The sequence below is a fragment of the Mesorhizobium sp. B2-3-11 genome (assembly GCF_006442215.1).
Lineage (GTDB): Bacteria > Pseudomonadota > Alphaproteobacteria > Rhizobiales > Rhizobiaceae > Mesorhizobium > Mesorhizobium salmacidum.
The window spans coordinates 90,193-115,386 of sequence record NZ_VFVS01000005.1 but is presented as its reverse complement, the minus strand read 5'-3'; the positions used below and the strand labels follow the sequence as shown (position 1 = coordinate 115,386).

Here is a 25,194-nt window from a genome sequence, read left to right as displayed (position 1 = left end):
ACACTCAAACGATTGAACCGGCCTTTTCTGGCTGAGAGGGACATTCTCTAATGGATCGCATCAGAATTGTCGGCGGCAACAAGCTTGCCGGAAGCATTCCGATCTCGGGCGCCAAAAACGCCGCTCTGCCGCTGATGATCGCCTCGCTTCTGACCGACGATACGCTGACACTCGAAAACGTGCCGCATCTGGCGGATGTCGAGCAACTGATCCGCATCCTCGGCAATCACGGCGTCGACTATTCGGTCAATGGCCGCCGCGAGAAGCAGAATGAGGGCTATTCGCGCACCATCAACTTCTCCGCCCGCAACATCGTCGATACCACCGCCCCTTACGAGCTGGTGTCCAAGATGCGCGCCTCGTTCTGGGTGATCGGGCCGCTGCTGGCCCGGATGGGCGAGGCCAAGGTCTCGCTGCCCGGCGGCTGCGCCATCGGCACGCGTCCGGTCGATCTGTTCCTCGAAGGCCTGCAGGCGCTGGGCGCCGATATCGATGTCGATACCGGCTATGTCATCGCCAAGACCCGGAATGGCCGCCTCGTCGGCAACCGTTACGCCTTCCCCAAGGTCTCGGTCGGCGCCACCCATGTGCTGATGATGGCGGCATCGCTCGCCAAGGGCGAGACGGTGCTCGAAAACGCCGCTTGCGAGCCCGAGATCGTCAACCTCGCCGAATGCCTCAACGCCATGGGCGCCAGGATTTCCGGCGCCGGCACGCCGACCATCACCATCGACGGCGTTGAAGCGCTGTCGGGCGCGCGCGTGCGCGTTATCCCCGACCGCATCGAGACCGGCACCTATGCCATGGCTGTGGCGATGACCGGCGGCGACGTTGTGCTCGAAGGCGCGCGGCCGGAGCTGCTGCAGACGGCGCTCGACGTGATTTCCCAGACGGGCGCGGAGATCACGCAGACCAATTCCGGCATCCGCGTGAGGCGCAATGGCGCCGGCATTTCGCCGGTCGATGTGACGACGGCGCCCTTCCCGGCCTTCCCAACCGACCTGCAGGCGCAGTTCATGGGCCTGATGACCATGGCCAAGGGCAAGTCGCGCATCACCGAGACGATCTTCGAAAACCGCTTCATGCACGTCCAGGAACTGGCTCGGCTCGGCGCCCACATCACGCTTTCGGGCCAGACGGCGATCGTCGACGGCGTGGCGAAGCTGAAAGGCGCGCCGGTCATGGCGACCGATCTTCGCGCTTCCGTCTCGCTGGTCATCGCTGGCCTGGCGGCCGAAGGCGAGACCACGGTTAATCGCGTCTATCATCTCGACCGCGGTTTCGAGCGGCTGGAGGAAAAGCTTTCCAATTGCGGCGCGGTGATCGAGCGTATTTCGGCTTAACGATCCACGGTCGCTTGGCGAAATCATCTGCGAAGCGTCCTTCTCCCGCCACTATATGGGGGAGAAGTGCCGGCAGGGCCGATGAGGGGTGCGCAAAACCTGAGGCAATTGCCTCTGGCAGCATTCTTGGCGCGGTTGCACCGATCGGAAAGACCGCCTAACAGAAAGGCTGGTTGCCAACCTCTAGGTATGAAATCCGCATGGTCTTAAAACTCATCGCGCTCGACGACCAGGATCTGAGCATCGTCTCGGCCCATCTCCAGGACGCCGTGATGAAGGTCTCGGACCTCGAATTCCTGCCCAAAGCCAAGCGTTTCGTGCTGACCATGAACCGTTTCGTGTGGGAAGCCAAATCCGGCCTGTTTCGCCAACATAATGAGCGACGGCAGGCCGTGCTGCATTTCGACCGGGTGCTGGGCGCCAAGACCAACGGCATCGCGCGCGACAAGCCGGCCGAAATTCTCTCCCTGCTGGCGATCAGCTTCATCGAGATCAGCAAGCCCGCGGGCATCGTCGAACTGATCTTTTCGGGCGGCGGCACGATCATGCTCGATGTCGAATGCATCGAGGCCCGCCTTGCCGATATTGGCGGCGCGTGGGAAGCCACGTCGCGCCCCATACACAGGGCTTGAGCATACGATGGCCATCACGCTTCGCCAGTCCGACGCCGATTTCGAGCAGCGTTTCGCCGCCTTTCTCCTGACCAAGCGCGAGGTATCGGCCGATGTCGACGCCGTGGTGCGCGACATCATCGCGCGCGTGCGTGCCGAGGGCGACGCGGCACTGATCGACTACACGCAGAAATTCGGCGGAGGCGACCTCGCCGAGCTCGGCGTTGCCGTCTCGGCGGAACACATCGCCGGCGCCTATGCCGAGGCCGATCCGGCCACGGTCGAGGTGCTGAAATTCGCGCGTGACCGCATCCGGTCCCACCACCAGCGGCAAAAGCCGCAGGACGAACGCTACACGGATGCCGACGGCGTCGAGCTCGGCTCGCGCTGGACCGCGATCGAGGCGGTCGGGCTCTATGTGCCGGGCGGCACGGCAAGCTATCCGAGCTCGGTGCTTATGAACGCCGTGCCGGCCAAGGTAGCCGGCGTCGAGCGCATCGTCATGGTCGTGCCGGCACCGCACGGCATCGTCAACCCGCTGGTGCTGGTGGCGGCGGATATATCAGGCGTCTCCGAAATCTACCGCGTCGGCGGCGCGCAGGCGATCGCGGCACTTGCCTATGGCACGCAGACGATCAAGCCGGTGGCAAAGATCGTCGGCCCCGGCAATGCCTATGTCGCCGCGGCCAAGCGGCGGGTGTTCGGCACTGTCGGCATCGACATGATCGCCGGGCCGTCGGAGGTGCTTGTGGTGGCCGACGGCGGCAATGATCCGGAGTGGATCGCGGCGGACCTGCTTGCCCAGGCCGAGCATGACGTGTCGTCGCAGTCGATCCTGATCACCGACAACCCGGCTTTCGGCAAAGCGGTTGAACAAGCGGTCGAACGCCAGTTGCAGAGCCTGTCGCGCGCGGAAACGGCGGCGGCGAGCTGGCGCGATTTCGGCGCGGTGATCGAGGTCGAAACGATCGAGGCGTCGCTGCCGCTGGTCGACCGTATCGCCGCCGAACATGTCGAACTGGCCATCGACGATGCCGAGGGCTTCCTCGCAAGGATGCGCAACGCCGGCGCGGTTTTTCTCGGCCGCCACACGCCCGAGGTCATCGGCGACTATGTCGGCGGCTCCAACCATGTGCTGCCGACGGCGCGCTCGGCGCGCTTCTCGTCGGGCCTTTCCGTGCTCGACTTCGTCAAGCGCACCTCGGTCCTGAAGCTCGGGCCGGAGCAGTTGCGCATGCTGGCACCGGCGGCGATCGCACTCGCTCAGGCGGAAGGGCTCGACGCGCATGGCCGCTCTGTCGCCATACGTCTGAACATGTAGGCCGGCATGACGGGCCACGATCAAACCCGCGCAAAACTGATCGATGTCGAACTCGATGAATCGATCGGCCGTTCGACGCCCGATGTCGAGCATGAACGGGCGGTGGCGATCTTCGACCTGATCGAGGAGAACAGTTTTAAGCCTGTCAACGACAGCGGTACAGGCCCTTACCGGCTGAAGCTGTCGCTGGCCGAGTCCCGCCTGGTCTTTGCCGTGGCGCGCGAGGACGGCGCCGCCGTCGTCACCCACATCCTGTCGCTGACGCCGCTCAGGCGCATCGTCAAGGACTACTATATGATCTGCGAGAGCTACTACGACGCCATCCGCTCCTCGACGCCGAGCCACATCGAGGCGATCGACATGGGCCGCCGTGGCCTGCACAATGAGGGCTCGCAGACGCTGATGGATCGGCTCTCCGGCAAGATCGACATCGACTTCGACACGGCGCGACGGCTGTTCACGCTGGTCTGCGTGCTGCACTGGCGGGGCTGATCCTGGTCGCCGGCGCCCTGCCCCGCTCGGTCCTGTTCCTGTGCGGCATGAATGCCGTGCGCTCGCCAATGGCCGAGCAGCTGGCGCGCCGGATGCTTCCCGCTACCATTTTCGTCGCCTCGGCGGGTGTGCGCGCCGGCGAGCGCGACCCGTTCGTCGATGCCGTGCTTGCCGAAGACGGTCTGACGCTGGGCGAACGCCATCCACGGACGCTGGACGATCTCGAGGACGACTATTTCGACCTGATCGTGACACTGGCGCCGGAGGCGCACCATGCGGCACTCGAACTCACCCGCTCGCTTGCCGTCGAGGTGGAATACTGGCCGACGCCGGACCCGACCGGTGCCGACGGCACGCGTGAACAGATCATGGCAAGCTATCGCGACGTGCGCGAGCGGCTGAAGTTACGCATAAGCCGACGTTTTTTGCTTCCCGAAGCAAAAAACGCGACGGATTAAGCGTGTTCACAAGCGCACGATTATCATATAGGTTCCGCCGAAATTCCGGCTGGAGTCGGATGATTTCAGGTCCTGTCCGACCTGAAATCATCCGACTCTAGGTCAAAGAAGTAGAGCGTGATGTCGTCGGAAAACCGCTTCACACTTTTCGGCATCATGCTCTAGGCGCCGGAACTGTCATCCAAGCAAAGGTATCGAATGCCGAAGGAAGAAGTCCTCGAGTTTCCGGGTATCGTCACGGAATTGTTGCCCAACGCGATGTTCAGGGTAAAGCTCGAAAACGAACACGAGATTATCGCCCATACGGCCGGCCGCATGCGCAAGAACCGCATCCGCGTGCTGACCGGCGACAAGGTTCTGGTCGAGATGACGCCATACGACCTGACCAAGGGCCGCATCACCTACCGTTTCAAGTAAGATCAAGACCCGAGCGCGATGAGCATTTTGCATAAGCTGGTGCTTGCCTCGGGTTCGCCGCGTCGCATCGAACTCTTGCAGCAGGCCGGCATCGAGCCGGACCGCATCCTGCCAGCCGATATCGACGAAACGCCGCTGCGTGCCGAGCATCCGCGCTCGCTGGCCAAACGGCTGTCGAAGGAAAAGGCCGAGAAGGCGTTCGCATCGCTGAAGGCCGAGACCGACTATGCGCCAAGCTTTGTGCTGGCGGCCGACACGGTGGTCGCCGTCGGGCGACGCATCCTGCCCAAGGCCGAGACACTGGATGACGCCGCCAACTGCCTCGGGCTGTTGTCCGGCCGTTCGCACCGGGTTTATTCCGGCATCTGCCTGATCACGCCGGGGGGCAAAATGCGCCAGCGGCTGGTCGAGACGCGGGTGCGTTTCAAGCGGCTGCCACGCGAGGAAATCGACGCCTATGTCGCCTCGGGCGAATGGCGGGGCAAGGCCGGCGGCTATGCCGTCCAGGGTCTCGCCGGCTCCTTCGTCGTCAAGCTCGTCGGCTCCTACACCAATATTGTCGGCCTGCCGCTCTATGAGACGGCGGCGCTGTTGTCGGGCGAAGGTTTCAAGACCCATCAAAACTGGTTGTCCGCGCGACCATGAGCGCGGACGACAAAGTCACGCCACTGCGGCCCAAGCGCCCTTGCCCCGAATGCGGCAAGCCGTCGGCGCGCGAGACCTATCCGTTCTGCTCGACGCGCTGCAAGGACATCGACCTCAACCGCTGGCTGAAGGGCGCCTATGTCATCTCCGCTCGCGACGACGAGGAAGAACCGGACGCCGACGAGCCGAAATGAAGCCAGGGCCGAAATGAAGCCAGGGCCGCCGGTCAGGCGGCCTGGTTCTTGCGATCACCACGCGCCCAGGCCGGAAGCCAGTCGCCGTGGGCGGCCAGGAGATCGTCGACCAATGACCAGATTTGGTCGAGGTCGAGTTCGGCCGCCGTGTGCGGGTCCATCATCGCCGCGTGATAGATGTGTTCGCGGTTTTCCGTCATCAGCGCCCGCACCGTCAGTTCCTGCACGTTGATGTTGGTACGGATCAGCGCCGTCAATTGCGGCGGCAGGTCGCCTATATAGGTCGGCTGGATGCCGGACGCATCGACCAGGCACGGCACTTCGGCCGCGCAATCGCGGGGCAGCGAGGTGATGCAGCCATTGTTGCGGACATTGCCGTAGATCACCGACGGCTCACCGGTCCAGACCGAATTCATGATCGAGGAGGCATACTCCTTGGACTCCTCGACCTCGATACGTTGGGCCGAGCTATACGCCTGCGCCTGGTCCTTCCAGCGCTCGATCTGCTCGATGCAGCGCTTGGGGTATTCATCGAGCGGAATGCCGTATTTCTCGATCAAATCGGGGCGGCCGTCCTTGATGAAATAGGGCGTGTATTCGGCAAAATGCTCCGAGCTTTCGGTGACGAAATAGCCCAGCCGCGTCAGCATCTCGTAACGCACCTTGTTGGGGCAGCGCGGGTTCCAGCCGGGCTTCGGCGCGCGGCCTTCGCGATAGGCGCGCACGAGATCGGGATAGAGGTCGCGGTAGGATCCGTCCGGCTGGCGATGCTCGAACTTCAGGTAGAAGGCCATGTGGTTGATACCAGCCGAGCGGTAACGAATCTCGTCGTAAGGAAGGTCGAGGTCGTGCGCCAGTTCCATCGCCGTGCCTTGCACCGAGTGGCACAGCCCGACCTGCCTGATCTCGGGATATTTCTCTGAGATCGCCCAGGTGTTGATCGCCATCGGGTTGACGTATTGCAGCATGATCGCCTGCGGGCAGACTGCAAGCATGTCCTCGCAGATCTTCCACAGATGCGGCACGGTCCTCAGGCCCCGCATGATGCCGCCGACACCGAGCGTATCGGCGATCGTCTGGCGCAGCCCGTATCTCTTCGGCACCTCGAAATCCGTGACGGTGCAGGGCTCATAGCCGCCGATCTGGAAGGCGACGACGACGAAATCGGCGCCCGCCAGCGCCTTGCGCTGGTCCGTGTAGGTCTCGGCCTTCGCCTTGACGCCGAGTGTGGCGATCAGCTTGTTGACGACGACGGCGCTTTCTTCCAGCCGCTGCGGATTGATGTCCATCAGCGCGATCGTGGCGCCCGAAAGTGCCGGGCGCTGCAGCACGTCGCCGACGATGTTCTTCATGAACACCGTCGAACCGGCGCCGATGAAAGTGATCCTGGGATGTCTTGCCAATGTAACCTCCGGCATGTGTTCAGGCCACGTCGAAAGCGGCCCTGACGAGCCGTTCGGTGTAGGCGGTCTTGGGATTGGTGAGGACCTCGTCGACAGGGCCCTGCTCGACGATCTTGCCGTGCTGCATGACGATGACGCGGTGGCACAGCGCGCGCACCACCTTGAGGTCGTGCGAGATGAAGAGATAGCTCAGACCACGCTCGTCCTGCAGCTTGCGCAGCAGGTCGATGATCTGCGCCTGGACGGAGAGGTCGAGCGCCGATGTCGGCTCGTCGAGCAGGATGAATTCGGGTTCGAGTGCGATGGCCCGCGCAATCGCGATACGCTGGCGCTGGCCACCGGAGAACTCATGCGGAAACCGCGACAGGATATCGCCCGGCATGCCGGCACTGACCAGTGCCTCGCGCACCCGCTCGACCCGCTCGCGCCGTGTCGCGCCGATGCTGTTGACGATCAGCCCTTCCTCGATGATCTGGCCGATCGTCATACGCGGGTTGAGCGAGGAGAACGGATCCTGGAAGACGATCTGCATGCGCGAACGCAGCGGCCGCATCTCGCCTCGCGACAGGCCATGAATAGGCTGGCCATCGAAGCGGATCTCGCCGCGTTTGGCGTCGGCCAACCTCAGCAGCGCCTGGCCGAATGTGGTCTTGCCAGAACCGGATTCGCCGACCAGTCCCAGCGTCTCGTGGCGGCAAAGCTTGAGGTCGAGGTCGTCGACGGCAACCAGTTCGCGCCAGTCCGGCTTCAGGAACGTTCCATGGCGCAGCATGAAGCAGACGCGCACGCCGTTCGCCTCGAGGATGGTGCCGCTGCCCTCGGGCAGCGGTTGCGGCCGGCCGCGTGGCTCGGAGGCAAGCAGCCGCTGGGTGTAGGGATGCCGCGGAGCGGCGAAGAGCCGTTCGGTGACGTTGTGCTCGCACATTTCGCCATGCTGCATCACATAGACGTAGTCCGAAAACTTGCGCACCACGGTGAGATCGTGGGTGATCAGGATCACCGCCATCCGCAGCTCTTTCTGCAGATTGCGGATCAGGTTGAGGATCTGCGCCTGGACCGTGACATCAAGCGCGGTCGTCGGCTCATCGGCGATCAGCACGTCGGGATCGTTGGCGAGCGCCATGGCGATCATCACGCGCTGCCGCTGCCCGCCCGAGAGCTGGTGCGGATATTGTTTGAGCCGCGCTTCGGGTTCGGGGATCTGCACATGCCGCAGCAACTCTAGCGCCCGCGCCCAGGCTTGCTTGCGGCTCACCTTGCGATGCACCCGGATTGCTTCGACGATCTGGCTGCCGACCGTATAGATCGGATTGAGCGAGCTCATCGGCTCCTGGAAGATCATCGAGATGCGGTTGCCGCGCAGCTTGCGCCGGGCGCTTTCGGAAAATTTCAGGATGTCCCGCCCATCGTAACAGATGCTCGATTTCGGCGACACGGTGGCGCGGCGCGACAGCAGCCCCATGACGGTGCGCGCCGTCACCGACTTGCCGGAACCGGATTCGCCGACGATCGCGATCGTCTCGCCGCGATAGAGCTGAAACGAGATGTCCTTGACCGCCTCGACGACACCGTGTTCGACCTTGAAGGCCACCTCGATGTTGCGGGCATCGATGACGGGCTCTCCCTGGCGCCCATCATGGTCAAGGCGGAAAGCTGGTGCGAAGGGCTCGGCGAGTACAATGGTCATCCCGGTCCCTCAATACGGATCGACGGCATCGCGCAGGCCGTCGCCCAGCGCGTTGAAGGCAAAGACGGTGACGAGCACGAAACCGACCGGCGACAGGATCCAGGGATAAGTGCCGATGACCGAATAGGTCGCGGTGTCCTGCAGCATCAGGCCCCAGGAGATCAGCGGCGGCTTGACGGCAAAACCGAGGAACCCGAGGAACGATTCGAGCAGCACCACCGTCGGGATCGCCAGCGTCACGGCGACAATCACGTGGCTCATCACATTGGGAAAGATGTGCTGCAGGATGATGCGCCGGTCTGTCGCGCCGACCGCCATGGCGGCGCGCACATACTCTATGCGCGCCAGCGCCAGCGTCTTGCCGCGCACCTCGCGCGACATCTGCGCCCAGCCCAGCGCCGACATGACGATGATGACGAAGGCGAGGAACACATTGGTCGGCGCGGTGACCGGGATCAACGTCGTCAGCGCCAGGTAGAGCGGCAGTTGCGGGAAGGCGAGCACCAGTTCGACGAAGCGCTGCATCCAGACGTCGAACCGGCCGCCGAAATAGCCGGAGACCATGCCGACGGTGGTGCCGATGACGGTGATGATGAAGACGACCGTCAGCGCGATCATCAGCGAGACGCGCGAGCCGTGGATGGCGCGCGACAGCACGTCGCGGCCGAATTTGTCGGTGCCGAGGAAATGCACCGGCTGGCCATCCGTCGAGGCGAAGAAATGCCGGTTCGCCGGTATCAGTCCGAAGAGCTTGTACGGTGCGCCTTCGACGAAGAAGCCAAGCAGCCTCGGGTGGTCGTAGTCGGGGCCGACGATGGGCTGGAAAGTGACCGGATCGAGGTCGGCCGAATCGGACAGTGCATAGACCCTCGGCCGCGCGACGAAATTGCCGTCCTTGTCGTGGAAGGACGGCAGCTGCGGCGGGGCGAAGCCGACATCGGTCGCCTTCGGGTCCATCGGCGCCAGGAATTCGGCGAATACGGCCATGACCAGGAGCAGCACGACCAGCCAAAGCCCGGCCATGCCGGTCCAGGAGCGCTTCAGCCGGCGCCAGACAAGCGCCATGTAGCTCTCATTGCCGCGTGCGGGCGCCACTGTGGCTCGCTCGGCCGGCAGTGGCGGTGGTGAAGGATCTCGTGCCAGCATCTAACCCTCCCCGAACTGGCGCACGCGCGGATCGAGCAGGACGAGCAGCATGTCGGCGATGATGTTGCCGACGATCAGCGTCGCCGACAGCACCATCATGAAGGTGGCGGTGACATAGACGTCGCCGACCGCCATCGAGCCGACGATCGCCGGACCGACGGTCGGCAGCGCGAAGATGATCGCCGTCTCGATCTCGCCGGTCAGCATATAGGGCAGCACCACGCCCTGATACATGACCAGCGGATGCAGGGCATTCGGCACGGCGTGGCGCATCACGACGGCGCTACCGGTCAAGCCCTTGGCCTTGGCCGTCTCGACATATTGCGCGTTGAGCGTATCGAGCAGATTGCCGCGCATGACGCGCATATTGTAGGCCAGGCCGCCGAAGGTGGCGATCGCCACCACCGGCCAGACATGCTTGACCAGGTCGACGAACTTCGCCCACGACCATGGCGCGCCGCCATATTGCGGCGAGAAGAATGAGCCGATCTCCGAGACATTGAACTGGAAGACCAGGAGATAGACGATGATCAGCGCCATCAGGAAGCGCGGCACCGTCATGCCGAGGAACGAAATCGCCGACAGGGTCGAGTCGATCCAGGTGTATTGCCGGGTCGCCGCCCAGATGCCGAAGGTGATGCCCAGCACCGAGGCGAGCAGATGGCAGACCAAAGCCAGAAGCAGCGTGCGCGGCAGGCGCTCGCCGACGACGTCGGCCACCGGCTTGTTGTAATAGAGGCTGTAGCCGAAATCACCGTGGGTGACGATGCCGCCGATCCAGTTGAGATACTGGACGGGCAGCGGCTTATCGAGGCCGTGCTCGACGCGATAGGCCTGAGCCTGAGCATCAGCCTCGGCGAAGGAGGCTCCGCCCTGGTTGATCAACTGCGAGCGGATGTAATCGGCATAGTCGCCAGGCGGCGCCTGGATGATGGCAAAGGTGACGAGGCTCAGAATGGCGAGAACCGGTATTGCCGACGCTATACGCGTGAGCAGGAATCGCAGCATGGGCGGTCCGCTTCCTCATCTCGCCGGACGCTCCTTGGGGGCGCTCGGAGGGTTGGTTTGTCCCGGCCGCGCCCGCGGCGCGGCCGGGTCTCTCTCAGTCAGGGGAGGTAAACTTACATCGGACCCTTGTCTCCAGGCTTGCCGGGAAGCTCTTCCGGGAACAATTCGTATTTGGCCTGCTTGTCGGCCGCGACGAAGACCCGTTCGCGGATGATGGAATCCTCAGCCCAGTTGAACATGAAGATCGGCGTGCCTTGCGGAATGTTCGAGAAGCGCTTGTTGATGATCAGCGCGCCGGGATATTCCGTCAGGCCGATATTGTAGACGTGTTCGGTCGAGATTTTCTGGAAGTCCCGCATCAGACTGGCGCGCTGGTTATTATCCGCCGACGAGACGAACTTGTTGACAATGTCGACGAGATCCTTCTCGAAAGGCATCAGATCGACCTCCCCGCTTTCCGGCGCGCGGTGATCCCAGCTGGTCTTGGGGCCAACTGGAGCGAGCTGCACGGTGTTCTGCACCACTGAGGTCAGCTCCTGCTCATTGCGCCGGATCAGCCAGTCGAAACGGCCTGAATATTGCGTGGCATCGCGCTGGGTACCGTTGAGCCCGTTGAGCACGATCCGCAGACCAAGCTTCTCCATCTGCGCGACCACGCCTTCGGCGAGGCTTTTGTCGGTGGTGTAGTCGTTGTTGACCAGCATCACGATCTCGACATTCTTGCCGCCGGCGGTACCGGCCGGGAAGTTGACGAACCCATCGCCGTCAGTGTCCTTCAGGCCGGCCTTGGCGAGTTCGGCTTTGGCGCCCTCGAGGTCGAAAGGATAGTAGACGGTGGATTTGCGGTCGTAGAAGCTGGTGCCCGAGGAGAGGCCGCCAGGATAGATCGCGGTGAACGGCCCCTTGACGAGGGAATCGCCCAGCGCCTTGCGGTCAAGCGCCATGGTGACGGCCTTGCGGAAATCCTCGTTGCGGTTCAGTTCGCGGATCGCCTGGCCGCGCTCGTCCGGATTGCCCCAGCCATTGGCGGAAAAATTCACGCGCAGGTTATAGCCGATGAGGCGCGGGCCGAAGGCAAGGCGCGCCGGCGCATTCGCTTCCGCCGCGCGCTTCAGAGAGGCAACGAAGTTTTCCGGCTGCTCGAGATTAGAGAAGTCGCCTGCGCCGGCGACCGCCTGAACGTCCCGGTCGGCCCAGGTCGACAGCTTGTAATGCAATTCGTTGAGATAGGGCAGCTGGTTGCCCTTCTCGTCCACCTTCCAATAATAGGGATTGCGGCGCATGACGATGATGTCGTCGGCCCGATATTCGACCGGCACCCAGGCGCCCATGACCGGCATGTTCATATACTCCGGCGGGAAGGCGTTCTTGAACTGGTCGTAGGTGTTCTTCGAATATTTCGGGTGCTGCGGTTTCAAGATATGCGAGGGACCGGGGCAGAAGGTGCCATAGGCCATTGCGTAGAGGTGCTGTTTCGGGAAGGCGTCCTTGAAGGTCCACTCGACGGTGTATTCGTCGATCTTCTTGAGCGTCGTGCCGACACCGAAGGTTTCCTGGGTGGCGCCGTTGAGCGGCGAGACGTTGGGATCCATGACCTCGTCGTCCCAGTAGAACATGACATCGTCGGCGTTGAATGGCACGCCGTCGGACCATTTGGCACCTTCGACGAGATGCATGGTCAGCTTGTGGCCATCAGCTGACCAATCCCAGCTTTTGGCGAGGTTGGGCAGCGGCTCGGTATCCTTCGCCTCGACCTGGAACAGCGGCGCGGTGCGCGTCAGGCACTCGGAAAGGCCGATGTCGATGCCGCCCCAGCCTTGGGTCTGGCCGGCGCCGTAGTTCCAGCCTTCCGGCCGGCCGCCGATGACATGGCGCATCGTATCGCCGTAGACGCCGACGCCGTTCGGCATGTTGCCCGTCTTGAAGACAAGCGGCTCCTTCGGCAGCCTTTCCTTGACCGGCGGCAGCTTGCCGGCCTTGACGTATTTTTCCGTCACCCAGCCGGGCTCGTGATACTCGGGCAGCGCCTTGAACTCCAGGATGGAGTCGCGCGCCACGTATTTGATCTTGCCCTCCGCCGGAAACGTCGCCGGCACCGGCGGGACGGTCGGTTCGGAAGCGAAAGCGTTGAGCGCTGGAACGGAGACGCTCAGCGCCAGTCCAGCGGCAATGCCAATGCTGCGTAGGTTCCTCATTACTGTCCTCCCTCGTGTTCAGACGTTTGCTGCTGCTCGTCTTGTCTATGTCTCTATGCAATCCGGACGGAGAACCGCTTCACACTTCTCCCGTGATTTCTCCGGGCGGCTGACTGCGGTGGACCTGCCTCCCGAGGGTCCGCCGCCGCGCCCGGTTTTCAGACAGCCTGTTTCAGCGCGGCCTTTTCTGCCCGCAGCTCCTCGATCGAGCGCACGTTCCGCCGCGCGGCACCCGCCCATTCCCGGGTCTTGACTGTGGATTTCGACAGCCGCTCTTTGGCCGCAGGAACCGCGTGGGCATATTGCGGCAACCATTGCGCCTGGGCGACGACCATTTCGTCCACCATCTGCCAGACCTCCTCCGGCGTCGACACGGCGCCGACCAGCGGGTCGTGCAGCACGGCAAGCTTCAGAAGATCGATGTCGCCAGAGATGGCGGCATGGACCGACATGCGCTGAACGTTGATAGAGGCCATGCAGGTGACGGCACAGGCTTCCGGCAGTGTGATGCCGGCGGCCATGTTGATGCCGAAACGGTCGACGAAACCGGGCGATTCGATGATGGCGTCGCGCGGCAGATTGGTGATCACGCCGTCATTCTTGACGTTGAAGTGGCCGCGATAGACGCGGTTGGTTTCCAGCGCCTCCAATATGTGGCTGGCATGCTCGTTGGAGCGCTTTGAGGCGTCGATCGGCTTCGATGCCGCTTCGAGGAATTGCGGATATTCGGTCTCGAACCAATTGCGGGTTTCCGTGGAATAGCGGAGATAGCCGCCCGTTTCGCCATGGATCCAGTCCGACATGTCGATCCAGCGCGTGATCTCGTCGGGGCGCTTGCGGTACCAGGGCAGATATTCGGAAAGATGCCCGTTGCTTTCAGTCGAATAGACGCCGAAACGCTTGAGCACATCGATGCGAAGCTTTTCCTGCTGGGAATAGACCGGGTGCGCCTCGAAGGCGGCGACTAGCTCATCTTTGTCGATCTTTCGGCCGTTCAGCCGCAAATCGATGAACCAGGTCTGGTGGTTGATGCCGGAACAGACATAGTCGAGTTCCCGCGGCGATTTCGCGCCCAGCACCGCGGCGATCTGTTCGGCGCCGTGCTGGACACCATGGCAGAGGCCGACCGTGTCGACCTTGCCGTATTCGATCGCCGCCCAGGTGTTCATCGCCATCGGGTTGGCGTAGTTGAGGAATTTGGCGTTGGTGTCGGCGACTTCGCGGATGTCCTTGCAGAAATCGAGGATCACCGGAATATTGCGCTGGCCGTAGAGGATGCCGCCGGCGCAGATCGTGTCGCCGACACACTGGTCGATACCGTATTTCAAGGGAATGCGGATATCGTCGGCATAGGCTTCGAGGCCGCCGACCCGCACGCAGCTGATGATATAGCGAGCGCCCTCGATTGCCTTGCGGCGGTCGGTTGTCGCGGTCACCCTGGTCGGCAATCCGTTCGCCTCGACGATCCTGTCGAGGATCGCCTTGATCATCCCGAGATTGTGCTCGCTGAGGTCCGTCAGCGCGAATTCGATGTCCTTGAATTCAGGCACGCAGAGAATATCGGTGAACAGCTTCTTGGTGAAACCGACGCTGCCGGCGCCGATAATAGCGATTTTGAAACTCATCACCTTCACCTCGATCCATTCGAATGCTAGGCAAGGAGCAGCAAGGGAGGAAGACGGCCACACGCCTTGGCGTGCAAGCCATTCAGGCCGGAATCCGGCTTTCTCTCCTCCCGCCCGCTCCTCGATCGCGGGTTATTCGCGTTCTTCGAGGCGGGATTATGCGCATATTCGCGGGCGCGGCCAGAGAAGGATTATGCTTTCAGGGGTAATTTTGTGCTGCGGGATTTGATCGCCAACGGACAGTCGATGCGGACGGTCTCGCTACCGCGCGGCCGCCAGCGCCTGCATGCCATGCCGACAAGCACGGGCTATGAGGTGCGCGAGGACGTGACCTATGACTGGGACGGGCGAAAGCGCGGCCAGACACCATTCACCGTACTGCAGCATACGATCAGCGGCACAGGCCGGCTGCGCTACGAGAACCGCGATTACCGCCTGCAGACGAACGACACGCTGCTGGTGCTGGTGCCGCACAACCACCGCTACTGGCTGGCCAGGGACGAGCGCTGGGAATATTTCTGGATCTCGATGAACGGCGAGGAGGCGTTGCGCATCCACAAGTCGATCCTCGACGTGTCGGGACCGGTCTTTCGGCTGCAGCCGGCGACGATCGATCATCTTGCCGATTGCAGCCTGCGTCTCATCAAGGGGGCCGCTTCGCCAGGTGCTGCTTCGGCGATCGCCTACGAGGCGGCGATGGCGCTCTATGACGATGTGTTCGGCTCGCATGCCTTTGCCGAAAAGCAGAGCGCCATGCAGCCAGTCATCGATCACATCAACGCCAATCTCGACAAAGCCCTGCCGGTGGCGGACCTCGTCCAGATCAGCGGGCTCAGCCGGGCTCATTTCTCGCGCTGTTTCGCCGAGAGCGAGGGCCTGCCGCCCGCCGAGTTCGTACTGCAGCAGCGGCTGCAACGGGCCGCGAAGCTTTTGACGAAAGCGGACTTCCTGCCGGTAAAGGAGGTCGCCATCCTGTGCGGTTTCGAGGACGCGAATTATTTTTCGAAGGTCTTCCGCCGACTCTACGGCACGACGCCCAGCCAATTCCGCACGACCGGCATGTATGCCAGCTTGCGAACCCCGGCCAGGCGCGGCGTCAGATCGTCGGACGACGAGACCTGACGCCGCTTGGGGCCGTTTTTTGTCAGGCCGCGTGCAGGCTGCCGCCGTCCAGCCACTCGAGTTCGGCGGGCGAGAGCGCGATGTCCAGCGCCCGCAGACTGTCGTCCAGTTCGCCAAGCGTACGCGGCCCGATCAAGGGGATCGATGGGAAAGGCTGGTTGAGCACATAGGCCAGCGCAATGTGGATCGGGCTTTTGCGCAGCCGGGCGGCGAGCTCGATCGCGCGGTCGCGACGACCGAAATTGCGCTCCGAGTACCAGACCCGCACCAGTTCCTCGCTGTCCAGCCTGTCGCGCCCGGCGCGGTCGGTGAAGAAGCCGCGTCCCTGGCTCGACCAGGCAAAGTTCGGCATCTGCCTGGATGTCAGCCAGGCCTTCCAGTCATCGGTGGAGGAGGTGACACAACCAGCCCAGATCGGCTCCAGCATTTCGGCCAGCGAAAAATTGTTGGAGAGCACGCCGGGCTTCTGCTTGCCGGTCCGCTCGGCATAAGCAATCGCCTCGTCCATGCGCTGCATCGTCCAGTTCGAGCCGCCGAAGGGGCCGCGAATGCGCCCGGCTTTGACCTCGCGGTCCATGGCATCGACGAATTCGCCGACCGGCACGTCCGGATTGTCGCGATGCATGAAATAGATATCGACATGGTCAGTCTGCAGGCGGTCGAGCGACTGGGCAAGCTGCTTGCCGATCACGTCGGGATAGCAGAGCGGCGAATGCGCTCCCTTGGCGATAACAACCGATTGCTCGCGCACGCTACGGTTCCTCAACCATTGGCCGAGCAGCGTCTCGGTGTAGCCGCCGCCATAGACATAGCCAGTGTCGAAGAGATTGCCGCCGGCCTCGAAAAAGGCGTCGAGCAGGATCGACCCGGAGGAGAAGGTGCGGAAATCCTCGAAGCCGAGCGCCACCACGGAGGCCGGCTTCGCCAGGCCCGGAATGGTGCGCTTGCCGATCGCGGTGCCGCCCGGGCGCAGGGGTCGCCCGGAGATGGTGTTGGTGCGCAGCGAGGCCTTCTCGATCTCATATTCCAGCCCGACCGCCGCGCGCCATCTGTCAAGCACGCGCAAGGTGCCGAGGCTGTCGGCCCAACCCATGCCCGGCCAGGCGAATTCCTGACGCCCGGCGCGGATCGCCTCGCCGGCGGCATCGACCTCGAAGGAATAGACATGGCGCTTCTCGTTGACGCTGATGGTCTCTTGCGCGCCGTCGGCACCGATCACGTCGATCCGGCCTGGGCCGACATCGCGGTCGCCGCCGGCGAACCAGAAGTCGGGCACCTCGACACGCCCCTTGGTGCCGAAGATGCGCAGGACATTGTCCTGGTTGAGCGAGATGCTGCAGGAAACCTCGGCAACGATAGCGCCGGGAAAATGCAGGACAGCGGAGGCCCATTCGTCGACACCGGATTGACCAAGATGGGCGGTGCCGGCGACCTTGTCGGGTTCGGCGAAGGGCGCTCCGATGGCGGTACCAGCAATCAGCCGCACCATCGAAACGGGATAACCGCCGACATCGAGGATGCCGCCGCCGGCGAGATCGTTGGCGTAGAGCCGGTGCCGCGGCATGAAATCAGGCATGGCGAAGCCAAAGCTCGACTTGATCATCCTGATCTCGCCGATGACGCCCGACTTGATCAGGTCCACCAGTTGCAGCATCTGCGGATGCAGCCGGTACATGAAGGCTTCGCCGAGGAAGGTGCCGGCCTTGCGCGCCGCATGCATCATGGCGTCGGCCTCGAAGGCCGTCAGCCCGAGCGGCTTTTCGCAGAGCACATGCTTTCCGGCTTCCGCCGCCCTGATCGCCCATTGCGCATGGCCTGGATGCGGGACCGCGATATAGATCGCGTCGATCTCCGGATCGGCAAGAAGAGCGTCATAACCGTCGAGGATGCGGGCGCCGGGAAAGCTCTCGGCCAGTCCCGGCTTGTCGGGATTGCGCGCGCCGATGGCAACCAGTTTACCGGTGCGCGAACCGGCGACGCCGCCGGCAAAGGCCTTGGCGATGCCGCCCGGCCCAAGAATGCCCCAGCGAATGGGCGTTGATGCAGTCATGTCATTCTCCTTGCGGGCTGGGAAAGGGGCGGCCGGTCAGCGGAGCCGCATCCCTTTTTCGTCGAACAGGTAGGATTTGCGGATGGAAACGGTGACATTTGATGTCTCGGGGACCTTTGCCGCGTCGCGCTGGATCACCACGTCGTCGCCATGGGCCGTCCTGGCGTAGAGAAAACTCGTGCCGCCCAGGTGCTCGACCACGTCGATGGCGACCGTAAGGTCAGCGTCGCCTTCACCGGCAACGCCGAAATGTTCGGGCCGCACGCCGACGATGACCTTGCTGCCCGGCTCGGGCGCGACGCCTGTCAACGGCTGGACGACACGGGCCTTCTCCTCGCCCGCCAATTCGACCACAACGCCTTTTGCATCACGGCCGACAATGTGGGCCTTGATGAAGTTCATCTTCGGTGAACCGACAAAGCCGGCCACGAAAATATTGTCGGGATTGTCATAGAGTTCGAGCGGCCTGCCGATCTGCTCGATATGGCCGGCGCGCAGCACGACGATCCGGTCGGCGAGCGTCATTGCCTCGGTCTGGTCATGGGTGACATAGACCATGGTGGCGCCGAGTTCCTTATGCAGCCTTGAGATCTCGACCCGCATCTGGACGCGCAGTTCGGCATCGAGATTGGAAAGCGGCTCGTCGAACAGGAATACTTGCGGCTCGCGCACGATGGCGCGGCCGATGGCGACACGCTGGCGCTGGCCACCGGAAAGTTTCTTCGGGCGGCGCTCCATCAATTCGCTGATGCGCAGGATCTCGGCCGCGCGCTTCACCCGCCGCTCGGTGTCGGCCTTGGGGTTGCCGGTCATGCGCAACCCGAAGGAGAGGTTCTGTTCGACACTCATATGCGGATAAAGCGCGTAGGACTGGAACACCATGGCGATGCCGCGGTCGGCGGGCTCGACATCATTGACCACCTTGCCACCGATCGCGATCTCGCCGCCGCTGATGTCCTCCAGCCCGGCGATCATTCTGAGCAGCGTGGACTTGCCGCAGCCCGACGGGCCGACGAAGACGACGAACTCGCCATCGGCGATGTCGATGTTGGCACCGTGGACGACCTCGAACGCGCCGAAGCGCTTGGCGACATTGGTGAGAGTGACGGTTGCCATTCTGCTCCTTATTTGACCGCGCCGGCGGCGATGCCGGCGATGAAATGACGCTGCAGGAGCACGAAGACGATGAGCATCGGCACGGTCAGCATCACCGCACCCGCCATGATGCCGCCCCACGAAACTTTGGTCAGGCCGATCAGCGTGCCGAGCGCCACGGGTGCCGTCATCGAACCCGGCTGGCTGTTGATCAAAAGCGGCCAGAGATAATTGTTCCAGGAGGCGAGAAACAGGATGATGCAGAGTGCGGCCAGCATCGGCCGCGCCAACGGCAAGGCGATGAAGACGAAGATGCGCCACTCCTTGACGCCCTCGACGCGGGCGGCATCGAACAGATCGTCCGGCATCATGGAAAAGCTCTGGCGCATGAACAGCACGCCAAGCGAATTGAACAGCGGCGGCACGATCAGCGCCACCCACGTGTTGGCGAGCTTGAAGTCGCGCGCCACCATGATGAATTGCGGGATCAGCACCACCGCATAGGGCAGCGTGATGGTGCCCAGGATGATGGCGACGACGACGCTTTTGCCGAAGAACTGGTAGCGGGCCAGCGCCCATCCGGCCATCGAGGTCAAAAGCACCGACAGGACGGTGTAGGTCACCGCCACGCAAACGGAGATGATGATGGCGCCGACGAAGTCGGTGTCGCGCTGCAGATTGTTGAAATTGTCGATGAAGTTGCCGTGCGGCAACAGTTCGATGCCGGGGCTGAAGATGCCGTTGTCGGGCATGGTCGAGAACACCACCATCATCCACAGCGGAAACAGCCAGATCAGCGCCAGCGGCGTCAGGAAGAGGTGCAGTGCAATGCTTCGTTTCAGTCTTGCCGACGAGAGCGAACTCATTTCGGTTCCCTCGTCAGCCAAAGCTGCACCAGCGTGATCGCGATGGCCAGCCCCGCCATGGTGTAGGCGACGGCCGAGGCATAGCCGAAGTTGAGCGAGCGGAAACCCTGGCGGTAAAGCAGCAGGCCGAGCGTCTCTGTGCCGCCGCCCGGCCCGCCGCGCTCGGTGATCAGGAACGGCTCGGTGAACAATTGCATGGTGCCGATGATCGACAGCACGGCGCAGAAGACGATGACCGGCTTCAACAGCGGCAGGGTGATGTAGAAGAATTGCTTGAGCTTGCTCACCCGGTCGAGCGTCGCCGCCTCGTAGACATCATCGGGAATGGATTGCATGCCTGCCAGCAGGATAATGGCGTTGTACCCGGCCCAGCGCCAGGTGACCGCGATCATGATCAGCGCCATGGCCGGCGTGACATTGGAGAACCAGTCGACCTTCGGCAGGCCGATGCTGTTCAAGAGCTTGTTGACGATGCCGAAATCGAGGCTGAACATCAGCCGGAACACTGCTGAATAGGCGACCTCGCCGACGACGACCGGGGCGAAGAAGGCAAAGCGATAGAGGCCGCGCGCCTTGAGCAGCGGCGAATTCAGCAACACCGCCATCACCATGGCCAGGGCGATCATCACCGGAACCTGGATGACGAGGATGAGCAGCGTGTTCTTCAGCGCGTTGAAGAAGGCAGGGTCGCCGATCAGCCGGCCCCAGTTGAAGCCCGGTGCGAAGCGCCACGGCACGGTACGCGTCGCCTGGAACGAGATCAGGAACGAGGAGATGATCGGCCACACCCAGAAGATGGCGAAGATCAGGAGATAGGGCGTGAGGAAGCGATAGGCCGTGGCATTGCGGTTGCGCATCTTTTCTCCTCCTTCATCCCTGGTGTTGAAGACAAGCGAGCAAGTGGCGGGTCCAGGACGGCACTTTTGCCATCCCGGACCCCGTCCTGGGAGGTCAGGACTTGACAGGCAGCCCAGTCGCCGAGGCGATCTGGCTAGCGGCGTCGTCGAGTGCCGCCTTGGCGTCGGGGTAGCCGCCGGCGAGATATTTGGTCTGCACCGCGCGGACGATGATCTCGGCATCGCTCTGGAACTGCGTGCCGCGGCTCGGAACAACCTTGGGCAAGGTGCCCAGAATATCCTTCCACACCGCCTGGCCACCCCAGTAGGGCAGGCCCTGGCTGACATAGGGGTCGTTCAGGGCCGAGACCAGCGAGGGGACAAGACCGAACTCCTTCAGCATGGTGATCTGGCCTTCATTGGTGCCGAGCGTGTATTTCAAATACTCGTAGGCCGCTTCCTTGTTCTTCGACGCCGAAGTGATGGCGAGCGAGGAGCCGCCGAGATTGGCGGCGCGCGGGCCGTCCGCGGTCAGGCTCGGCATCAGGTAGACGCCCCATTTGCCGTTTTCGCCCGCCGATTCGGTGCGGATAGTGCCCTCGTACCAGCCGCCATAGACCTGGGTGGCGACGGCTCCGGCGGTGTTGTTGGTGATCTTGGTGCCCCAGTCGGCGGACGAGACGATGCCAGCGTCCTTCATCTCCTTGACCTTGGTCATGGCGTCGACGCATTTGGGCTGGTTGACCGTGATCGACTGGCCGTCCTCGGCGAAATAGGCGCAGCCCTGTTCGTTGGAGATCATGCGGAAGAATTCACTGTCGCCGTTGAAATCGGCATTGGTCATCGAGACCCCCGGATTGGCGGCCTGGATCTTCTTGCCGGCGGCGATGAAATCGTCCCAGGTCTTGATCGATGCCGGATCGACGCCGGCCTTCTCATAGAAGTCGCGGCGATAGAAGGCGGCGACCGGGCCGGAATCCCACGGCATCGCATAGGCCTTGTCGCCGACTTCGAGTTCGGTGCGCTTGAAATCGGGGAATTTCTTCTGGTCCTCCGCCGTATAGCCCAGCGTATGCAGGTCGACGAAACAGTCGGGGAACTGGCTCCAGTAATTCTCGGCCTCGCCATTCTCGATGGTGACGATATCGGGCAAGCCGACGCCGCCGGCCGCGCATCCGGCGATCGACTTGTCATAGGTCGGCTGGTTGCCGAGATCCTGGACCGTGACCTTGATGTCGGGATGCAGCTTGTTGAAGCCGGCAACCGTTGCTTTCAGGGATGAAGCGGCAATGTTCCAGCTCCAGATCGTGATTTCGCCGGATTGCGCGAAGGCCGGGGCGGAGCCCAGGGCAAGCGCTAGCGCGGCGCAGGACAGTGTGATGCGCATTGAAATCCTCCCATTTCATTTGCTCTCTCTGTGAGCGTGGCTAGACTAGGCACCGGTAAGGGCCTGTCCCTGACAGAGGGAATATGGAATTGGCGGAAAGTAAGATGCCCGACAGGCCGTTTTACCAGCCCGGCGCCAGCAGCGTTGAGGGTTTTCCGCTGGCGCTGCAGATGTTCCACACCAACCCGCTGGTGATGCTGAAGCCGCATTGGCATGCCCAGGTCGAGGTGAATTTCATCGTCCGCGGCTCCGTCCACTACCGCATGAACGAGCACGAAATATCGCTTTCGGCCGGCGAGATGTGCCTGTTCTGGGGCGGCCTGCCGCATCAGATGGACGATTTGAGCGACGACGCCATCTATGCCGGCGCGCATCTGCCGCTGGTGCATTTCTTTCGGCTGCACCTACCGGCGGACATACGCCATCGGCTGATGACCGGCGCGACGCTGGTGACCAGCGCCACCGATCAATCCGACAACGACAATTTCGCCCGCTGGAACCGCTATGCCCGCTCAGGCGATCCGGCCAAGGCCGAGCACGCCGTCAACGAACTTCTGCTGCGGCTGGAGCGGGTGCGGTTCGAGCCCTACCGGCTGGTGCCGGGAAACGCCGCCGGGCAGGAAGCGGGCAGCCCCTTCGATCAGCAGTCGTCGCGCAATGTCGGGCGCATGTGCGATTTCATCGCCGAGAATTTCCTCTACGACATCGATTGCGTGAACATAGCGGCGGCCGCCGACATCCACCCCAAATACGCCATGAGCCTGTTCAAGAAATCGACCGGCATGACGCTCAACGAATATGTCAACCTTCTGCGGCTGAGCTACGCGCAGGCGCTGTTGATGCATCAGGACGCCAATGTGCTGCGCGTGGCCATGGATAGTGGCTTCGGCTCGCTCAGCGCCTTCAACAAATCCTTCCGCAAGCTCGCCGGCATGACGCCATCCGACTTCCGCAAGGGACTGGCAAGCGCCAGATAGGCGGGCGCACGGCATGGAAACCAGCCCATCGGGCGGCATTTCTTTTCCTACAGGAAATCCACATCTGGGCGCTGGACAGGCCGGATTCCCATGCTATAACCCACGCGCTTTCAAGGGGTGCCTACGGTGCCTTTATGAAAATCCGGAGCACGAGTTTTCGTTAGCCGGAACAGGCCCAGATAGCTCAGTTGGTAGAGCAGCGGACTGAAAATCCGCGTGTCGGTGGTTCGAATCCGCCTCTGGGCACCATCCCCTCTTCTCTCGACATTCCTTTTCGCCGAAGCTCCTACGCCTGCATTTCTGCAAGCCTCTGAAATTGCTTATCTTTTCGCAAGAGAGGGCGCGGGCAGGCGCGTTTCGCGGAATTTCGGCGTATTTGGTCCAACGGAGCGCAGGGATGGTATTTTCGTTGGTATGGGACATCCTGTTGGTATCGAAACAGCCAAAGGGAGGTCTCACGAATGGCCCTTTCTGATGTGAAATGCCGAAACGCTCGCCCCGCTTCCAAACTTGTGAAACTATCTGACGGTGGCGGGCTGCAGCTATGGGTCCAGCCATCGGGAACAAGGCAATGGCGTCTCGCCTATCGGTTCGACGGGAAGCAGAAGCTGCTGTCTCTGGGCAGCTATCCTGTCATTTCTCTCACGGATGCGCGCCAAGCACGCGATGAAGCCAAACGCCTCCTCAAGGCTGGTACCGACCCGGCACAGCAGCGCAAAGTCCAGAAAGCTAGTTCGCCAAAAGACACCTTTCGTTCAATTTCAGACGAATATGTTGACAAGCTGAAGAAGGAGGGGCGTGCCGACCGGACGATCAGCAAGGTCAAATGGCTGCTCGACTTTGCCTATCCGACGATCGGCGACAAGTGCATTCGCGAGATCAATACAGCCACCATCCTTACCGCTCTTCGTCGCGTGGAGGTTCGCGGTCGATACGAGTCGGCCAGGCGCCTGCGCTCAACAATCGGCACCGTGTTTCGATTCGCAATCGCGACCGCACGCGCCGAGGCAGATCCGACGATCGCTCTGAGGGGTGCGCTCATCAGTCCGACGGTCACGCCGCGTGCAGCGATTACCGATCCTAAGGCCTTGGGCGGCTTGCTGAGGGCGGTCGATGCATTTGACGGTCAGCCATCAACCAGAGCCGCCCTGAAGCTGATGGCAATGCTGTTTCCCCGCCCCGGCGAGCTGCGCGCGGCAGAATGGGAAGAGTTCGATTTCGAAACCTCGGTGTGGATCATTCCTGAAGCACGCATGAAAATGCGACGGCCGCACCGCGTACCCCTTTTCAAGGCAGGCCATAAGCGTCCTGACTTCGCTTAAAGAAATCTCTGGTGGTGGATCGCTGCTCTTTCCTGGTGTTCGATCGGTTTCGCGTCCGATTTCCGACAACACGCTTAACGCCGCCCTTCGCCGCATGGGCTACGGCAAGGAGGAAGCTACCGCGCACGGTTTTCGAGCAACAGCATCAACTCTGCTAAACCAATGCGGAAAATGGCATCCGGATGCCATAGAGCGGCAGCTGGCCCACATTGAGAACAATGACGTTCGTCGCGCCTACGCCCGGGCTGAGCACTGGGAAGAGCGCGTCAAGATGATGCAATGGTGGGCCGACTATCTGGATGAACTCGAGAGCAAAAACTCGCGGGTGACCTCGATCGGGAGACGCGGCAAGCCTGCTGTCTATACGCCCCGCGAGGGTCCGTTTTGAACCCAAACAGCGACGGCTCCCCAAAGGCCGAGACATACCTCCCACCTCCGAAAATCATACAGAGGGTCAAGAAACGAAACTGGACGACCATATGGTGGGCCCGGAGGGTACAAGAAATTACAAGGAGATCAATGGTTTCGGATGGTCGTCGGCATCTCCCCAAATGAAGACGCCATCGAGCAAAGGACGCTCGTCGTCAGATTCCTGAAATGATCGTCCTGATTTCAGTTCTTTGATCTCATCATCGCGCCGCTCAAGCCGGCTTTCGAGATTGGCAATTCCGCTCGGTTAAGAAATAGCGGCCGACAACGAAGCCTCCGCTGCCAAAGAGAATTGCGAAGGTTGCAAAACGGTGTTGGATTGGCAAGCACCAGTGTCGCATTCGACCGAAAAAAGTCGATCAGGTCATGCATTTTGTAGGCCTCTCGAGGGGCGTCGAGGCAGGCAAATCTTGGCGCCTTACGTGCCCGGAACAAATAAGGAACACGGGAATGTCTCTGCCCCTGAACGTTAACCGGTCCCACGGCCAAAGGAGACGTCGACCAGGTAGTTGCAGTTCATAGATGTCCTGGTCACGACGATATTGATCACACGAAACGGCGGGTA

Annotated in this window: 21 protein-coding genes, 1 tRNA gene and 1 pseudogene; 12 read left to right on the top strand and 11 right to left on the bottom strand. The window is 62.3% G+C overall.

The window, feature by feature from the left end; all coding sequences use genetic code 11:
* Positions 1-50 precede the first annotated feature (50 nt).
* The 8 genes from murA (at position 51) to yacG (ending at position 5,481) form a co-directional block, all read left to right on the top strand.
* The gene (murA, locus tag FJ960_RS09385) at positions 51-1,343 is read left to right on the top strand and encodes a UDP-N-acetylglucosamine 1-carboxyvinyltransferase (RefSeq protein WP_027146553.1); all 1,293 of its coding nucleotides are present in this window, start codon (positions 51-53) and stop codon (positions 1,341-1,343) included.
* A 200-nt stretch (positions 1,344-1,543) separates the two neighbouring features.
* Complete coding sequence (locus tag FJ960_RS09380; protein ID WP_140504728.1) at positions 1,544-1,975, top strand: DUF2948 family protein; 432 nt, start codon at positions 1,544-1,546, stop codon at positions 1,973-1,975.
* A 7-nt stretch (positions 1,976-1,982) separates the two neighbouring features.
* Positions 1,983-3,275 (top strand): histidinol dehydrogenase, encoded by a 1,293-nt coding sequence (hisD, locus tag FJ960_RS09375; protein ID WP_140713396.1) that lies wholly within the window; start codon positions 1,983-1,985, stop codon positions 3,273-3,275.
* A gap of 6 nt (positions 3,276-3,281) precedes the next feature.
* Positions 3,282-3,767, top strand: coding sequence for a UPF0262 family protein (locus tag FJ960_RS09370; RefSeq protein WP_140504731.1), 486 nt, complete (start codon positions 3,282-3,284; stop codon positions 3,765-3,767).
* Entirely contained in the window at positions 3,755-4,225 is a 471-nt protein-coding gene (locus tag FJ960_RS09365; RefSeq protein ID WP_140504733.1) for a low molecular weight phosphatase family protein, read from the top strand. The genes FJ960_RS09370 and FJ960_RS09365 overlap by 13 nt, the downstream gene beginning before the upstream one ends.
* Before the next feature lie 198 nt (positions 4,226-4,423).
* A complete protein-coding gene (infA, locus tag FJ960_RS09360; protein WP_006329283.1) occupies positions 4,424-4,642 on the top strand; it encodes a translation initiation factor IF-1 in 219 nt (72 codons plus the stop codon).
* 18 nt (positions 4,643-4,660) lie between these two features.
* A complete protein-coding gene (locus FJ960_RS09355; protein ID WP_140504737.1) occupies positions 4,661-5,287 on the top strand; it encodes a Maf-like protein in 627 nt (208 codons plus the stop codon).
* Positions 5,284-5,481, top strand: coding sequence for a DNA gyrase inhibitor YacG (gene yacG, locus FJ960_RS09350; RefSeq protein WP_140504739.1), 198 nt, complete (start codon positions 5,284-5,286; stop codon positions 5,479-5,481). Before FJ960_RS09355 ends, yacG begins: the two co-directional genes overlap by 4 nt.
* Positions 5,482-5,513: 32 nt before the next feature.
* On the opposite strand, the gene FJ960_RS09345 is transcribed toward yacG, so the two are convergent.
* From FJ960_RS09345 to FJ960_RS09320, 6 genes are all read right to left on the bottom strand, one after another.
* Complete coding sequence (locus tag FJ960_RS09345; RefSeq protein WP_140713394.1) at positions 5,514-6,884, bottom strand: alpha-glucosidase/alpha-galactosidase; 1,371 nt, start codon at positions 6,882-6,884, stop codon at positions 5,514-5,516.
* A gap of 19 nt (positions 6,885-6,903) precedes the next feature.
* Entirely contained in the window at positions 6,904-8,571 is a 1,668-nt protein-coding gene (locus FJ960_RS09340; RefSeq protein ID WP_140713392.1) for an ABC transporter ATP-binding protein, read from the bottom strand.
* 9 nt (positions 8,572-8,580) lie between these two features.
* Positions 8,581-9,717: an ABC transporter permease gene (locus FJ960_RS09335; protein ID WP_027146562.1), complete on the bottom strand. Its 1,137-nt coding sequence runs from the start codon at positions 9,715-9,717 to the stop codon at positions 8,581-8,583.
* Entirely contained in the window at positions 9,718-10,725 is a 1,008-nt protein-coding gene (locus FJ960_RS09330; RefSeq protein ID WP_140713390.1) for an ABC transporter permease, read from the bottom strand.
* Positions 10,726-10,838: 113 nt separating this feature from the next.
* The gene (locus tag FJ960_RS09325) at positions 10,839-12,920 is read right to left on the bottom strand and encodes an ABC transporter substrate-binding protein (protein WP_140713388.1); all 2,082 of its coding nucleotides are present in this window, start codon (positions 12,918-12,920) and stop codon (positions 10,839-10,841) included.
* A 158-nt stretch (positions 12,921-13,078) separates the two neighbouring features.
* Complete coding sequence (locus FJ960_RS09320; protein WP_140504749.1) at positions 13,079-14,545, bottom strand: alpha-glucosidase/alpha-galactosidase; 1,467 nt, start codon at positions 14,543-14,545, stop codon at positions 13,079-13,081.
* A 66-nt stretch (positions 14,546-14,611) separates the two neighbouring features.
* Between FJ960_RS09320 and FJ960_RS09315 the strand changes: the two genes are divergently transcribed.
* A complete protein-coding gene (locus FJ960_RS09315; RefSeq protein WP_348642347.1) occupies positions 14,612-15,667 on the top strand; it encodes an AraC family transcriptional regulator in 1,056 nt (351 codons plus the stop codon).
* 22 nt (positions 15,668-15,689) lie between these two features.
* Here the strand turns inward: FJ960_RS09315 and FJ960_RS09310 are convergent, their stop codons facing one another.
* From FJ960_RS09310 to FJ960_RS09290, 5 genes are all read right to left on the bottom strand, one after another.
* A complete protein-coding gene (locus FJ960_RS09310; protein WP_140713386.1) occupies positions 15,690-17,717 on the bottom strand; it encodes an aldo/keto reductase in 2,028 nt (675 codons plus the stop codon).
* A 36-nt stretch (positions 17,718-17,753) separates the two neighbouring features.
* Positions 17,754-18,833: a sn-glycerol-3-phosphate ABC transporter ATP-binding protein UgpC gene (gene ugpC / locus FJ960_RS09305; protein WP_140504755.1), complete on the bottom strand. Its 1,080-nt coding sequence runs from the start codon at positions 18,831-18,833 to the stop codon at positions 17,754-17,756.
* Between the two features lie 8 nt (positions 18,834-18,841).
* Positions 18,842-19,678 carry a carbohydrate ABC transporter permease gene (locus FJ960_RS09300; protein ID WP_027146569.1) on the bottom strand — a complete coding sequence of 279 codons (837 nt, stop codon included), beginning with the start codon at positions 19,676-19,678 and terminating at the stop codon, positions 18,842-18,844.
* Entirely contained in the window at positions 19,675-20,535 is an 861-nt protein-coding gene (locus FJ960_RS09295; protein ID WP_027146570.1) for a sugar ABC transporter permease, read from the bottom strand. Before FJ960_RS09295 ends, FJ960_RS09300 begins: the two co-directional genes overlap by 4 nt.
* 94 nt (positions 20,536-20,629) lie before the next feature.
* Positions 20,630-21,901: an ABC transporter substrate-binding protein gene (locus tag FJ960_RS09290; protein ID WP_140504757.1), complete on the bottom strand. Its 1,272-nt coding sequence runs from the start codon at positions 21,899-21,901 to the stop codon at positions 20,630-20,632.
* Between the two features lie 104 nt (positions 21,902-22,005).
* On the opposite strand from FJ960_RS09290, the gene FJ960_RS09285 reads away from it, so the two are divergent.
* From FJ960_RS09285 to FJ960_RS09275, 3 genes and pseudogenes are all read left to right on the top strand, one after another.
* Complete coding sequence (locus tag FJ960_RS09285; RefSeq protein WP_140713384.1) at positions 22,006-22,878, top strand: helix-turn-helix domain-containing protein; 873 nt, start codon at positions 22,006-22,008, stop codon at positions 22,876-22,878.
* 173 nt (positions 22,879-23,051) lie between these two features.
* Positions 23,052-23,127 (top strand) — tRNA-Phe (locus tag FJ960_RS09280).
* A 212-nt stretch (positions 23,128-23,339) separates the two neighbouring features.
* A pseudogene (locus FJ960_RS09275) lies at positions 23,340-24,588 on the top strand (integrase arm-type DNA-binding domain-containing protein).
* Positions 24,589-25,194 lie beyond the last annotated feature (606 nt).